Origin of the sequence: Pseudomonas sp. D1HM, from assembly GCF_019266105.1 — a bacterium.
Taxonomy (GTDB): Bacteria; Pseudomonadota; Gammaproteobacteria; order Pseudomonadales; family Pseudomonadaceae; genus Aquipseudomonas; species Aquipseudomonas taetrolens.
Genome location: NZ_LRMN01000006.1, coordinates 172436 through 186420, shown reverse-complemented (window position 1 = coordinate 186420; position 13985 = coordinate 172436). Strand labels below are relative to the sequence as shown.

General features: G+C 59.8%; 11 protein-coding genes. 9 read left to right on the top strand and 2 right to left on the bottom strand.

The genetic code is table 11. From position 1 onward, the window contains the following. Nucleotides 1–151: 151 nt before the first annotated feature. Entirely contained in the window at nt 152–1774 is a 1623-nt protein-coding gene (locus AWM69_RS08385; RefSeq protein WP_131653826.1) for an acyl-CoA synthetase, read from the top strand. Between the two features lie 48 nt (nt 1775–1822). Then, nucleotides 1823–3595, top strand: coding sequence for an acyl-CoA dehydrogenase C-terminal domain-containing protein (locus tag AWM69_RS08380; protein WP_218726237.1), 1773 nt, complete (start codon nt 1823–1825; stop codon nt 3593–3595). A 65-nt stretch (nt 3596–3660) separates the two neighbouring features. Here the strand turns inward: AWM69_RS08380 and AWM69_RS08375 are convergent, their stop codons facing one another. Together AWM69_RS08375 and AWM69_RS08370 are read right to left on the bottom strand one after the other, a co-directional pair. Further along, entirely contained in the window at nt 3661–3957 is a 297-nt protein-coding gene (locus AWM69_RS08375; RefSeq protein WP_048379759.1) for a putative quinol monooxygenase, read from the bottom strand. Between the two features lie 25 nt (nt 3958–3982). Continuing rightward, nucleotides 3983–4219, bottom strand: a complete 237-nt coding sequence (locus AWM69_RS08370; protein ID WP_218726236.1) for a YdcH family protein — start codon at nt 4217–4219, stop codon at nt 3983–3985. A 547-nt stretch (nt 4220–4766) separates the two neighbouring features. Here AWM69_RS08370 and bcsE point away from each other — a divergent pair. The 7 genes from bcsE to bcsB are packed head-to-tail and all read left to right on the top strand — an operon-like array spanning nt 4767 to nt 13981. Continuing rightward, nucleotides 4767–6311, top strand: coding sequence for a cellulose biosynthesis protein BcsE (bcsE, locus tag AWM69_RS08365; RefSeq protein WP_218726235.1), 1545 nt, complete (start codon nt 4767–4769; stop codon nt 6309–6311). Beyond that, a complete protein-coding gene (bcsF, locus tag AWM69_RS08360) occupies nt 6308–6508 on the top strand; it encodes a cellulose biosynthesis protein BcsF (protein WP_131653823.1) in 201 nt (66 codons plus the stop codon). Before bcsE ends, bcsF begins: the two co-directional genes overlap by 4 nt. Further along, nucleotides 6495–8138, top strand: a complete 1644-nt coding sequence (gene bcsG, locus AWM69_RS08355; protein ID WP_131653822.1) for a cellulose biosynthesis protein BcsG — start codon at nt 6495–6497, stop codon at nt 8136–8138. Before bcsF ends, bcsG begins: the two co-directional genes overlap by 14 nt. After that, complete coding sequence (bcsR, locus tag AWM69_RS08350; protein ID WP_131653821.1) at nt 8108–8347, top strand: cellulose biosynthesis protein BcsR; 240 nt, start codon at nt 8108–8110, stop codon at nt 8345–8347. Before bcsG ends, bcsR begins: the two co-directional genes overlap by 31 nt. Beyond that, on the top strand, nt 8344–9063 hold the full coding sequence (bcsQ, locus tag AWM69_RS08345; protein ID WP_131653820.1) for a cellulose biosynthesis protein BcsQ: 720 nt from the start codon (nt 8344–8346) through the stop codon (nt 9061–9063). Before bcsR ends, bcsQ begins: the two co-directional genes overlap by 4 nt. Beyond that, nucleotides 9060–11663, top strand: a complete 2604-nt coding sequence (gene bcsA / locus AWM69_RS08340) for a UDP-forming cellulose synthase catalytic subunit (RefSeq protein ID WP_131653819.1) — start codon at nt 9060–9062, stop codon at nt 11661–11663. The genes bcsQ and bcsA overlap by 4 nt, the downstream gene beginning before the upstream one ends. Beyond that, a complete protein-coding gene (gene bcsB, locus AWM69_RS08335; protein ID WP_218726234.1) occupies nt 11660–13981 on the top strand; it encodes a cellulose biosynthesis cyclic di-GMP-binding regulatory protein BcsB in 2322 nt (773 codons plus the stop codon). The genes bcsA and bcsB overlap by 4 nt, the downstream gene beginning before the upstream one ends. The last annotated feature ends 4 nt before the right edge of the window (nt 13982–13985 follow it).

Genomic DNA, 13985 nt, shown 5'->3' with positions numbered 1-13985 from the left:
CGAGATATAGAACATATACTATATTGCTTAGGTATTACTTCCATATCAAACCCAGAGTGGGCTATAAATCAGGCCGGACATCAAACTGCCCGTTCACCCCAGGTAGAACAGGCAGCCCTAGAGCTAACAATCAGCCACCGGAATGACCATCATGTCGATTTTTGAGCACGGCCTGGAGCCGTCTGCCGTCAACCATATTGCCCTTTCCCCCCTGAGTTTCATCGAGCGCACCGCCAGCGTCTACCCCGACTACCCCGCCGTGATCCACGGTTCCATCCGCCGGACCTGGGCCCAGACCTACAGCCGGTGCCGGCGCCTGGCCTGTGCCCTGGCGGGACGCGGCATTGGCAAGAACGATACCGTGGCCGTCATGCTGCCCAATATCCCGGCCATGCTGGAAGCCCATTTTGCGGTGCCGATGATCGGTGCCGTGCTCAATGCCCTGAACGTACGTCTCGATGCCGAGGCGATTGCATTCATGCTGGCCCATGGCGAAGCCAAGGTACTGATCGCCGACCGCGAATTCCACGATGTGGTTCATGCCGCGGTGGCCATGCTTGATCATCCGCCGCTGATCATTGACGTGGATGACCCCGAATACGGCGAAGGCCTTCCTGTCAGCGCACTGGATTATGAAGCGCTACTGGCTGAGGGCGACCCTGAGTTTGACTGGCAATGGCCAGAAGATGAGTGGCAAGCCATTGCCCTCAACTACACCTCAGGCACCACGGGCAATCCCAAGGGCGTGGTCTATCACCATCGCGGGGCTTACCTGAACTCGCTGGGCAACCAGATGGTCTGGGCCATCGGTAACCACCCGGTGTATCTATGGACCTTGCCGATGTTTCACTGCAACGGCTGGTGCTACCCGTGGATCATCACCGCCCTGGCCGGGGTGCACGTGTTTCTGCGCCGGGTGGACCCGCAAAAAATTCTGACCCTGATACGCGAACACCAGGTGACCCACCTGTGCGGTGCGCCGATTGTGCTCAATGCGCTGGTCAATATGCCGGAATCTGCCAAGGCCGCCATCGATCATCCGGTGCATGCCATGGTCGCGGGTGCGGCGCCTCCGGCCAAAGTGATCGGCGCGGTTGAAGAAATGGGGATCAAGGTCACCCATGTGTACGGCCTGACCGAGGTCTATGGCCCGGTAACCATTTGTGCCTGGCACGACAAATGGAACGAGCAACCGCTGGCCGAGCGTGCCCGGATCAAATCCCGCCAGGGCGTGCGCTACCCCACACTGGAGGGCGTCATGGTGGCTGACCCGAAAACCCTGCGCCCTACACCACGGGACGGCGAAACCATGGGCGAGATTTTCATGCGCGGCAACACGGTGATGAAAGGCTACTTGAAGAACCCCAGCGCCACCGCCGAGGCGTTCGAGGGCGGCTGGTTCCATACCGGTGATCTGGCGGTGTGCCACCCCGACGGCTATGTTGAAATACGTGACCGCCTTAAAGACATCATTATTTCCGGCGGCGAGAACATCTCGACCATTGAGGTCGAAGGCGTGCTGTATCGCCACCCCGGCATCATGGAAGCCGCCGTGGTCGCCCGACCGGATGAGAAGTGGGGCGAAACCCCTTGTGCTTTCGTCACCCTCAAAGCGGATCACCGGCAACTGCGCGAGAGTGAAATCATCGCCTTCTGTCGCGAGCATCTGGCCGGGTTCAAAGTCCCGCGTACGGTGGTGTTCACCGTGCTACCCAAGACCTCGACGGGCAAGGTCCAGAAGTACGTGCTGCGCGACATGGCCAAGGCCCTGTAAATCATCGCGCACGACCCATGCCCCCCCTGACAACAACGAGGTTTTGTGATGCCTGAATTCAATGCACCGCTGCGCGACATGCGTTTTGTACTGCACGAAGTGTTTGATGCGCCAGCCCTCTGGGCGCGCTTGCCCGCCCTTGCCGGCCAGGTGGACGCCGATACCGCCGATGCGATTCTCGAAGAAGCCGCCAAGGTCACCGGCCAGCTATTGGCACCGCTCAACCGAAGTGGCGATGAGGAAGGCGCGCAGTGGGAGGCCGGACACGTCAGTACGCCCCAGGGCTTCAAGTCCGCCTATGACACATACATTCAGGGCGGTTGGGTCGGACTGTCGGGCAACCCCGCGTTTGGCGGGCTGGGCATGCCCAAGATGCTGGCCGTGCAGTTTGAAGAAATGCTCTATGCCGCCAACTCGAGCTTCGCCCTGTATTCGGCATTGACGTCCGGTGCGTGTCTGGCCATTGATGCCCACGCCAGCGAAGCACTCAAGCGCACCTACCTGCCACCTATGTACGAAGGACGCTGGGCCGGCTCCATGTGCCTGACCGAGGCCCATTCCGGCACTGATCTGGGACTGATCCGTACCCGGGCCGAACCCCGGGCAGATGGCAGCTTCAGCATCAGCGGCAGCAAGATGTTCATTACCGGCGGCGAGCAGGACCTGACCGAGAACATCATTCATCTGGTGTTGGCCAAACTACCCGATGCACCCGCCGGGCCGCGGGGCATTTCATTGTTTCTGGTACCGAAAATCCAGGTCAATGCCGATGGTTCGCTAGGTGCAAGCAATGCCGTGAGCTGCGGCTCGATTGAGCACAAAATGGGGATCAAGGCTTCCGCCACCTGCGTGATGAACTTCGATGGCGCTTGCGGCTGGCTGATTGGCGAGCCGAACAAAGGGCTGGCGGCAATGTTCACCATGATGAACTACGAACGCTTGTCGATCGGCATCCAGGGGATCGGCAGCGCCGAGACCTCCTACCAGAATGCCCGGACCTACGCCCGCGAACGCCTGCAAAGTCGTGCGCCGACCGGCGCGGTCGCCATCGACAAGGTTGCCGACCCGATCATTGTTCATCCCGATGTGCGCCGCATGCTGCTGAGCATGAAAGCCATGACCGAAGGCGGCCGGGCCTTCGCCAGCTTCGTCGGTCAGCAACTGGACCTGGCCAAGTTCTCCACCGACCCGCATGAGCAGCAAGCCGCCAGCGAGCTGGTTGCCCTGCTCACCCCTGTGGCCAAGGCGTTCTTTACCGACACTGGCTTTGACAGCTGTGTACTGGGCCAGCAAGTGTTCGGGGGCCATGGCTACATCCGGGAGTGGGGGCAGGAACAGTGGGTGCGCGATGTGCGGATTGCCCAGATCTATGAAGGCACCAACGGAATCCAGGCGCTGGATTTGCTGGGGCGCAAGGTCATCGCCAACCGCGGCGTGGCCTTGCGTTTATTCACATCCCACATCCGCGCCTTTGCCGCCGAACCTGGCAAGCCTTATGCCGGTGAACTGCTGATTGCCGTACAGCGCCTTGAAGACGTGAGTGACTGGCTGCAAGGACAGGCGCGCCTCAACCCCAACGAGATCGGTGCCGCGTCTGTCGAGTACCTGCATCTGTTTGGTTATGTGGCGTATGCATGGCTGTGGGCCCGCATGGCCGATGTCGCGCAGCATTCGCGGAACGCTGATCCTGACTTTTATAACGCCAAGCTGGCCACGGCGCAGTTCTACTTCAGCCGTCTGCTACCGCGTACATTGAGCCTGGAACAATCGATCCGGGCCGGCAGTGAATCGCTGTTCGGCCTGGAAGCCGCCAGTTTTTAGGCGCTGAAACAAATGCGGCGGCCTGTTCAGGGCCGCCGCGACATGCTGCACGGTTTAATTGACGCTCAAATGCTGACTTCATCCAGCAGCAATACTTCACGATGCGCCAACAGTTCGCCAACGGCCTGAACCATCGTCACATAGTGTGCAGTGGTCTTGTGCTGCTCTATGGCCTCCATGTCCGCCCAGCCTTCGATAAATACAAAACGCTCAGGGTCGGTACGATCCACGTGCAAGTCGTAGAACAGGCAACCGGCTTCAGCGCGTGATCCCGGGACACAGGCACGCAAGGCCTGTTCGACGGTATGCCCGTGACCTGGCTTGGCACGCAACGTGGCGACAATTTTGATGACGTTGGACATTTCAACTTCCTGAATCTTGGGTGACTTAAACGCTCAAGCGCTGCGCGATTTTATCTTTGATCTGCAGCCGCTGCTCCTTGAGCTTGCGCAACACATCATCTGGGACACCGATAGCGTCATTCGCCTCAGCCTCAACCACTTCGGCATCCTTCTCGTTGTACTGCACAAACAGCTTGTCGAGATGAGGATCTGCGCTACGAGACTGGCTGACAGCTTCCTTAGTTAGACCCAGATCCTGTAACAAGTCGTGCTTAACGGGCATATCTGCACCTCATTCGTTAGGGTGAAGGGTCAGACTCCGAGGACGAGTCCGATCGGTGCACGCATGTCATACGTGCACCCCACTAACCAATAGCATGCAATGGGTCACTCAGAAACCCATGCGTTAACTTTAGTCATCCACCCTCTTCTCACCGGGCCGATTTAATCTCTGTTTATTGAATAAACAGGCTGTTAAACAGCTGAATCGTTACCGCCTTAATAGGCATGCCAATTTAATGACCCCAATCAAGAACATGATATTTTTTTGACATATCAAGCTCTAAATCATGGGCCTCTGCCATTTCCCGGTGATACTATGTACAAATTCCGACATTTTTTTTACAAGCAGCTACGCTAGGCGCAACCTGTCCGGACGCTGAAACTTAAAAAATCCAGACTAAGGTCAAACACAAGCCAAATTCAGCGCCATATTATTGACGCCAATAAAAGCTGCTGCAAGGCAATACTCGATGCGAGCCAAGCGAACTTTTTTGCCTGCCCGTCTTTAGCGCCTGACCACATCAATTTCCCGGGGGGGGATGTATCGCTTGGCTCATATCAGCTTGGGTATCCAGGGATTGCTGGATCAACAGATTGCATTACGTACGGGCGGGATTTTTTGGGTAACGGTCGACCAGTCGGCCGATGCACGCCTGCTCGCCCGGCAGTTCCTTGAGGCCATGCCCGCACACGTACCCGCCACACTGGTCTGTGGTTCGGGTTCTGTGCAGGCGCTCATCAGTGACCTTGCACCTGATCGAGGCCCGGACAAGCTCAGGCTGTACGAGATCGCCCAAAAGGTCATCGCCCCAGGATTGGCGACACTCTCGCGAGATCTGGCCCGGACAGGCATTGAGCAGGGCTGCCAGATCGCGCTGGTGGTGCCCTCCAACAGCTGGGCCGAGACTGTTTCCGTCAGGCATTTGCAACACTGGTGCGAACGCCTGCGTCCATGGTTGAAGGCTCGCGATGCAACTTTGCTGGTGATCGCCCACGGCGAGGCCTCCCCGTTGCATGCCAACCTGTTGCAACTCAACGAAACCCTGTCCGGCTTGAGCCGGCTGTACCGCCACAATGGCGATATTCGTTACCAGCTGCACTTCTGGCACAACGCTATGGGTGTCAGTGCCGGCCAGGAGTTCAAACTGTCGATTCAGGACAAGACCCTGACCCTGATCCCGCAAACGGCCGTCGATACCCAGCCTCGCGTGGCTGACGACCAGCATGTTTACCTGGCTGAACGCGCCGTGCTGGAGGGCACGCCTTCGTTGTCCAGGCACTGGTACCTGTTTGAAAGTCGTGAAGCGTTGCTTGAACAAGCCCGGACCGCACGCGCGGCGACCATCATCGTGGGGATAGACAATAGCCACCAATTGCTTGAACTGGCGCAGCAACTGCACGATCTGCGAGAGCAGTGCGGGCCGGCACTGAAAATTGTCGTGCGCGAAATGGAACCCGCCGTGCGCTATCGCGATGAGCGCCTGTTGCTCGCCTGCGGTGCCAATATCATTGTTCCCGACGGCACTCTGCTGTCACGGTTTCTGAGCCTGATCGAGAGCGTCCAGGGTCAGCGCTGGCAACATACCCGCAACAGCGACTTTGCCACGCTGCTCGAACGCCAGCGTCCCCCGCAGATTCGCGGCCTGGTCAGCCCTCGCGAGTTCTATGAGACCGTCGAGCAGATTTATGCCGACAGCCTGGGTGAAGTCACCCACCAGTTGGTCAGGTTCGAGCCTGTGCAGGGGCTGAGTGAAGACGTGTTCCTGAACCAGATGTGCCTACGCCGCTTTGGCGACATCGCATGCCTGCTGAACGGCGACTTGTACCTGTTCCTGTTCGCCTGCCGCGCCGATGGCCTGGACCCTGCCCTGGGCAATATCTGTCGCCTGCCCTGGCGTGACCTGTTTGTTCAGCGTCATGTACTCAACGGTATCGCCGACCTGTCCGAAGACGCCTTCATGCAAGCTCTGCCGGGGGCTGCACATTGGCACATTCCCGTCGAAAGCTTTGTCACCCCCTCCCCCGGGATCAACAACCGCACACCGCTCAAACCTCAGCCCATTACTTTACCCCTGAGTGAGCCACAACCATGACGTTCCTGGAACTGATCGATGTCATCGTTTTGACTGGCGTCGTCACCGTACTCTTAACGCTGTTCTGGCAGCGCATACGGGCGCTTGTGAAAAACCATCTCGAGCAATACCTGTCGCCCCGGTATCTGAAATCCTGCGGCGTGCGACGCCGTGTGCCTGCCAGCCCTTCATTGAGAGCGCCTGATGAGTCTGTTTAAGCCCGCCTCGCCGGCCTACAAAATTGCCGGTGCCTGGCAAGGCCTGGGCGCCTGGAACCTGTATTTTCTGGGCAAGTTCCTGCTGACCTGGACCGGCCACCTGAATTTCCAGGTGCTGCCCAATCTGATCTTCGCCGTGGCATTGCTGATTCCTCTCGGCCGCCCCGTCTGGTCCCGTATTCGCACCCTGATCGCCATTCCTGTGGCGGTTGCGCTGTTGTACCAGGACACCTGGTTCCCGCCATTCAGCCGCTTGCTGGCACAGCCGGGGGTGCTGGATTTCTCGTTCGACTACGTGGTTGAACTGCTGGGGCGTTTCATCGACTGGCAAGTGTGCGCCTTGCTGCTGTTGTTAATTGTTGGCTATGCCTTCGTCAATCAATGGCTGCGCCTGACCACACTCACCGTTGTCGGTTTTGCCTGGCTCAGCATGGGCAACCTGCAATGGCTGCTGCCGCCGGCAGCGGCCCCGCTGGTGGCCGGCACTCAAACCGGCGCGGTGACACAAGGCAATGCCGGTGAGCCGGACGACGCCACCCTCAATAGCTACCTTGAAACTTTTTACAAAACAGAGGCGCAACGTCAAGTCGAATTCAAGACGGCAGCCGTCACACCGCAGCCCTTTGACTTGCTGGTGATCAACATTTGCTCCATGGCCTGGGATGACCTGGATGCGGTGGGCTTGCGTGAAAACTCGCTGTTCAGCCAAATGGACGTGATCTTCGACAACTTCAACTCGGCCACGGCTTACAGCGGCCCCGCGGCCATCCGCCTGTTGCGCGCCAGCTGCGGCCAGACCTCCCACGCACAGCTGTACAAATCAGCGCCGGATCAGTGTTTCCTGTTCGATGACCTGCGCAAACTGGGCTTTTCGGACGAGCTGATGCTCAACCACACCGGCGAGTTCGATGGCTTCCTCCAGGAAGTCCGTGATCAGGGCCAGTTGCCACCGCCTGCACTGGGCGTTGTGCCTTCGGCCCTGCCACGCACCTATGTAGGCTTTGACGGTTCACCGATCTGGCGCGACCGCGACGTGCTGAGCAAGTGGTGGCAACACCGCCTGAGCGAAGACAAGCCCAACATGGCGCTGTTCTATAACACCACCAGCCTGCATGACGGCAATCGCCAGGTGCAGCGCGATGGCGGCACCAAGCCGGCTGATTACAGCAGCCGGGCACAGGTACTGCTCGATGACCTCAATGTCTTCATCAAGGAACTGGAAAAGAGTGGCCGCCGAGTGGTCGTGGCGATCGTGCCCGAGCATGGCGCTGCACTGCACGGTGACCGGATGCAGATTTCCGGCATGCGTGAAATCCCGAGCGAGTCCATCACCCATGTTCCGGTGGGCATCAAGCTGATCAACATGGGCGGCAACGGTCAGGCAGCACCGGTGCATGTCGCCCAGCCCAGCAGCTATCTGGCTGTCGCAGAAATCATTGCGCGCCTGTACACCGACCCGGCCTTGAGCGATGGCCAGAACGTGGACTGGTCGAAGCTGCTGACTGACCTGCCGCAAACGCAAAAAGTTTCGGAGAACTCCGGAACCGTCGTGCTCGACTACAACGGCAAGCCTTACGTGCGAATCAAGGAGGACGGTGGATGGCTACCTTACCCACAGCGTTTCAAATAAGTGCCGATATCCTTTCGCGCAATGAGCGGGCCGACGACATCGCACGACTCAAGTCGATGATGGATTTACCCGAACTCGGGTACGTCGATGTCTCGGCACATATGGAGCTGTTACAGGCCTTTGAGCGCTGGCCGCTGCTGGCGCACCTCAAGACGCAGTCGCGCCCGCCTCGGCCCGACGCTGAACAACGCCTTGAGGAAGCCCCATGATTGCGTTGAGTCTGCGGGGGGTACGCGGCGGCGTGGGAACCAGTTCAACCCTGGCCGGCCTGGCCTTTGCCCTGCATGCCCTGGGGCAAAGAGTGCTGGTGGTCGACATGTGCCCGGAGAACGTCCTGGGCCTGCATTTCAGTCTGGATTTTGCGCAACACGCAGGCTGGGCCCGCGCAACCCTCGATCAACAACCCTGGCATCAATCGGCCTGGAGCATCGAACCGGGACTGTGTGTGCTGCCTTACGGTGAACTTCATGCCCATGAGCAAGACCGGCTTGACGCGCTGCTGCTGACACAGCCGCAGCTGTGGAGCCAGCGTCAGGCGGCTCTGGCCGAGGGGTTTGACTGGGTGCTGTTTGACCTGCCGCAACGCTTGCCCGGTCACGCCGCAAACCCGCGATGCGACTTTTCCATCACGGTGGTGAACGCCGATGCTGCTTGCCATGTGTTGCTGCAGCGCCAACCGGAACCGATGCCGCTGCTGATCAATCGCTACGACGTCGCCTGCCAGTTGCAACGGGATCTGGTGCTGATCTGGCAACATCGCTATGCGCAAACGCTGGTCCCCATCAGCCTGCATGCCGACGAAGCCATGAACGAAGCCCTGGCCCGACGCGAGCCCGTAGGCCGCTATGCACCGGGCAGCCTGATTGCCCAGGATGTCATCAGCCTTGCCAGCTGGTGCCTGCTGCGCGGCAGGAGGCCTGAATGAGCGAGCGCTGGTTCCCTTATACGTATTTGCGACGCGAGCAGAACTGCACCCGCTTTACGGCTTTCATCCTGGCAGTGATTCAAGCCCTGGGCTGGGTATGCCTGCGCCTCGAGTCGCCCAACTGGAAAGCCTTGCGTGCACAGCGGCGGCGCTTGTATCCGCACCTGATCGACAAGCGTCCGACCATCGGCGACCCTCTGCGCTATGTGATCCAGACTGTCTGGCTACTGCTGGTGCGCCCGGTCGAGGCGGATCCGACCCGCCGTTTGCGCAGGCGTCGACGCCTGCGCAGCCATGTGCAGGCCATGCTCAATGTGGTGCTGCGCCCGTGGGAGTTGTTGTCCAACTCCTTTGAGCAATTGCCCGCCGCCATCGGCCCGCAGGTCACCCAGGGTTCACGCTGGTGGAGCGCGGTGCAATGGCCTCTGCGCAAGGTGCTGTACATCGCCATCGGCGTGCTGGCCGCCGTGCTGATTTTCATCTGTGTGACCGAGCCGTTCGGCTATCTCGCACAGTTGGTATTCGTGGTGCTGTTGTGGGCCATTGCAATGCTGGTCCGACGTATGCCGGGGCGTTTTCCGACCTTGCTGCTGATCGCCCTGTCGGTCATCGTCTCGTGCCGTTACCTGTGGTGGCGCTACACCTCGACCCTGAACTGGAACAACACCCTGGATCTGGTCTGCGGTCTGATTTTGCTGCTGGCCGAGACGTATTCCTGGATGGTGCTGATCCTGGGTTATATCCAGACCTCCTGGCCATTGAACCGGCGTCCGGCCCAACTCCCCGCCGATACCCGTGAATGGCCGGTGGTCGACCTGCTGATTCCGACGTACAACGAGGAACTCTCGGTCACCCGGGGCACGGTGTACGCCGCGCTGGGCATCGACTGGCCAAAGGACAAGCTGCGCATCCATTTGCTCGATGATGGCAACCGCCCCAGCTTCAAGACGTTCGCCGAGGAAGTGGGCATCAACTACATCGCCCGCACCGACAACCGGCATGCCAAGGCCGGCAACCTCAACCATGCGCTGACATTGATCGACGGCGACCTGGTGGCGATTTTTGACTGCGACCACATGCCCGCGCGTTCTTTCCTGCAGTTGACCGTGGGCTGGTTCCTGCGCGACCCGAAGCTGGCCCTGGTGCAAACGCCGCACCATTTCCTGTCGCCGGATCCTTTCGAGCGCAACCTGGGCACCTTCCGCAATCGACCCAACGAAGGCGAGCTGTTCTATGGCCTGGTGCAGGACGGTAACGATATGTGGAACGCGGCGTTCTTCTGCGGCTCATGCGCCATCGTACGGCGCAGCGCCATTGACGAAATTGGCGGGTTTGCCGTCGAAACCGTCACTGAGGACGCCCACACCGCCCTGCGCTTGCACCGCAATGGCTGGAACTCGGCGTACCTGCGCATCCCGCAGGCCGCCGGTCTGGCCACGGAAAGCCTTTCGGCGCATATCGGTCAGCGCATCCGCTGGGCCCGCGGCATGGTGCAGATCTTCCGCACCGACAACCCGTTGCTGGGCAAGGGGCTGACAATCTTTCAGCGCATTTGCTACACCAACGCCATGATGCACTTTCTGGTGGGGCTGCCGCGCCTGGTGTTCCTCACGGCACCGCTGGCCTTCCTGCTGCTGCACGCTTACATCATCTATGCCCCGGCCGTGATGATTCTGCTGTACGTGTTGCCGCACATGATCCATGCCAGCCTGACCAACTCGCGGATGCAAGGCGCCTACCGCCAGACATTCTGGGGCGAAGTGTATGAAACGGTACTGGCCTGGTACATCGCACGCCCGACCACGGTAGCGCTGTTCAGCCCGTCACGGGGCAAGTTCAACGTGACGGCCAAAGGCGGCATGATGGAAGAGAACCAGTTCGACTGGCAGACCGCCAAACCGTACCTGGTGTTGTCGGTGCTCAATGTCGTCGGGCTGGGCTTTGCCGTCTGGCGAATATTTACCGGGCCCAAGGATGAAATCATCACCATTCTGGTCAGCGTACTGTGGGTGATTTACAACCTGCTGATCATCGGTGCAGCCGTGGCGGTCGCGGCCGAAGTGCGTCAGGTTCGCCACACTCATCGCGTGCAGACCCGCTTGCCCGGCGCCATCAAATTGGCTAACGGGCACAGCTACCCCTGTGAACTGGTGGATTACTCCGATGGCGGGGTTGGCCTGCAAGTCAGCCAGGTGCTGCAGCTGTCCGTGGGGACACCGGTGTCGCTGATTCTCCAGCGCGGCACCCGCGAGTTTGTGTTCCCGGGGATCCTGACCCGCACCAATGAGCTGTTCATGGGCCTGAGCTTTGCCCAGTTGCCGCCCGAACAAAAAATCGAATTCGTTCAATGCACCTTTGGCCGCGCCGACGCCTGGCTCGACCATAACAGCGGGTTCGAAGCCGACAAACCGATCCAGAGCCTGAAGGAAATTCTCGCGCTGGGGGTCAAGGGCTATTACCGCCTTTACGAATACTTGCCTGAATGGATACGCCAGATAGCGCATCCGATCGTTAGCGTCTTTCAGTGGCTGGGCAGCTATTTGCCGCGCATGCCCAAAGCGTCCACCCCTCTTATCTCCCGGCCAGTGAGCAAATCATGAGTCGTTCATCGAAAAACAAATTCTTCGCCAGCCTTGCGCTGATGACCTTCGCCTCACAGCTGATGTCTGCACCGCTGCCTTTACCGGGCAGCGCGTCTGCGCCACTGCCAAAACCTGCCCTTGAGCAAACGGAACAGGCACTGCCCAGCTGGCCGGTGAATTACACGTTCAAACAACTGGGACGCGACTCAGACACGCTGTTGCTGGGCATCAACAACACTGAGCAGGTGGAGTTCAACCTGCGTCGCGACCGGATCGCCAGTGATGCCAGCCTGCAACTGTCGTATACCGCCTCACCTTCGCTGATCCCGACCCTCTCCCATCTGCGGGTTTACCTCAATGATGTGCTGATGGGGGTGCTGCCCATCGAAAAAGACCAGCTGGGGCGGACCACCACGCAAAAACTGGCGCTCGATCCACGGCTGATTTCTGACTTCAACCGGGTTCGCCTGGAATTTATCGGGCATTACACCGATATCTGCGAAGACCCGGCCAACAGCACGTTGTGGGTCAATATCAGCCGTTCCAGCGGTATTACCGTGCAAGAGCAAGCGTTGAGCCTGCAAAACGACCTGGCGTTTTTCCCGCTGCCGTTTTTTGACCCGCGCAACAGTGGCAAGCTGGAGCTGCCGTTCGTGTTTGCCGCCAACCCGACCCTGGGTGAACAAAAAGCCGCGGCGATCCTGGCCTCGTACTTCGGCAGCCAGGCCAACTGGCGCGGAGCGAACTTCCCGGTGCTGTTCGATAGCCTGCCGGCCGTGCAAAGCAAAGAAGCCATCCAGCCAACGGTGGTGTTCGCGACCAACGATCACCGCCCGGCCTTTATGAGCGACCTGGAGAAATTCCCGGCCGTGACTGCGCCTCTGATCGAGATGATCGATCACCCGGATGCGCCTTACAGCAAGATCCTGCTGGTGATGGGCCGCAACGATGAAGACCTCGCGGTCGCCGCCAAGGCCCTTGCCCTGGGCGGGCATCTGTTGCGGGGTTCGCGTGCAACCATCGACAAGGTTGAAACACTGCAACCGCGCAAACCCTACGATGCCCCGGCGTGGATGCGCACCGACCGCCCGGTACGCTTTGCCGAGCTGATCGCCTACCCGCAGCAGCTGCAGGTCAATGGCTTGCAACCACGTCCGATCATCCTCGACGTGAACCTGCCGCCCGACCTGTTTGTCTGGCGCAACCAGGGCATCCCGCTGCGCACCCAGTTTCGCTACACCGCCCCGTCGAGCAACGATGATTCGCGCCTGAACATCAGCCTCAACGACCAGTTCATGACCAGCCTGCCCTTGCTGCGCAAGGACACCAGCAGCCTGGAAGAGCTGCGGCTCGCGGTGCTGTCCAACGACTCGGCAAACGCCAATGACAAACTGATCGTGCCCTCGCTGAAAATTGGCGACCGCAACCGTCTGCGCTTTGACTTCAACTTTGCCAGCACCCTGAGCAGTGCCCAGCGCGATCGCTGCCAGACCATTCTGCCGGCCAACACCCAGGCGATCATTGACGAAGACTCCACCATTGATCTTTCGGGCTATCACCACTACATCAGCATGCCCGACCTCAAGGCCTTTGCCCGCAGCGGTTTCCCGTTCAGCCGCATGGCCGACATGTCCGAATCCATTGTGGTGGTACCCGGCAAAAGCTCGCCGACTCAAATCAGCACCTTGCTCGAAGCGGTCGCCGGCATTTCCGCCCGCTCCGGCTATCCGGCCTTCGGTCTTCGCTTGAGCGACGACTGGCAATCCGCCTCGAAAGAAGATGCCGACCTGCTGTTGCTGGGGGAGATGGCACCTGAACTGCGCGACAACCCCGACCTCAGCGTCCTGTTGCAGCGCCAGCACGACATGCTGGTACAGCCCGTGGGCACGACCCGCATCGATGCCAACAATCGCCGCGGCCCGTCTGCTGATGGCCGCAACCTGCCGGCCAACCGTGTCGAAGTGACCGCTCAGGCTCCGATTGCCGCTATCGTCGGCATGCAGTCCCCCACCCATAATCAGCGCAGCATCGTGGCCCTGCTGGGCAATGACGATGCCGACTACAGCCTGCTGCGCGAAACACTGGGCGACAGCGGCAAGCTGGAAGCGGTTGCAGGCTCCGTGGCCTTGATTCGCAGCAGCGGTGTCTACAGCCAGCTGGTGGGCGATCAGTACTTCGTGGGCAACCTGCCGTGGTACTTGCTGTTGTGGTACCAGCTGTCCGAGCACCCGGTCCTGCTGGCCGTGCTGGCCGTGATCAGCGTCCTGCTGACTGCATTCCTGCTGTGGCGTGCCTTGAGCTGGGCAGCCAATCGTCGTCTGCACAAGGATGACTGACGCC

Bases quoted from the DNA above. Each gene is read 5' to 3' on its own strand.
- bcsF (WP_131653823.1), top strand. From the start codon at position 6,308: ATGACGTTCCTGGAACTGATCGATGTCATCGTTTTGACTGGCGTCGTC.
- bcsG (WP_131653822.1), top strand. From the start codon at position 6,495: ATGAGTCTGTTTAAGCCCGCCTCGCCGGCCTACAAAATTGCCGGTGCC.
- bcsB (WP_218726234.1), top strand. From the start codon at position 11,660: ATGAGTCGTTCATCGAAAAACAAATTCTTCGCCAGCCTTGCGCTGATG.
- AWM69_RS08375 (WP_048379759.1), bottom strand. From the start codon at position 3,957: ATGTCCAACGTCATCAAAATTGTCGCCACGTTGCGTGCCAAGCCAGGT.
- AWM69_RS08385 (WP_131653826.1), top strand. From the start codon at position 152: ATGTCGATTTTTGAGCACGGCCTGGAGCCGTCTGCCGTCAACCATATT.
- AWM69_RS08370 (WP_218726236.1), bottom strand. From the start codon at position 4,219: ATGCCCGTTAAGCACGACTTGTTACAGGATCTGGGTCTAACTAAGGAA.
- bcsA (WP_131653819.1), top strand. From the start codon at position 9,060: ATGAGCGAGCGCTGGTTCCCTTATACGTATTTGCGACGCGAGCAGAAC.
- AWM69_RS08380 (WP_218726237.1), top strand. From the start codon at position 1,823: ATGCCTGAATTCAATGCACCGCTGCGCGACATGCGTTTTGTACTGCAC.
- bcsQ (WP_131653820.1), top strand. From the start codon at position 8,344: ATGATTGCGTTGAGTCTGCGGGGGGTACGCGGCGGCGTGGGAACCAGT.
- bcsR (WP_131653821.1), top strand. From the start codon at position 8,108: ATGGCTACCTTACCCACAGCGTTTCAAATAAGTGCCGATATCCTTTCG.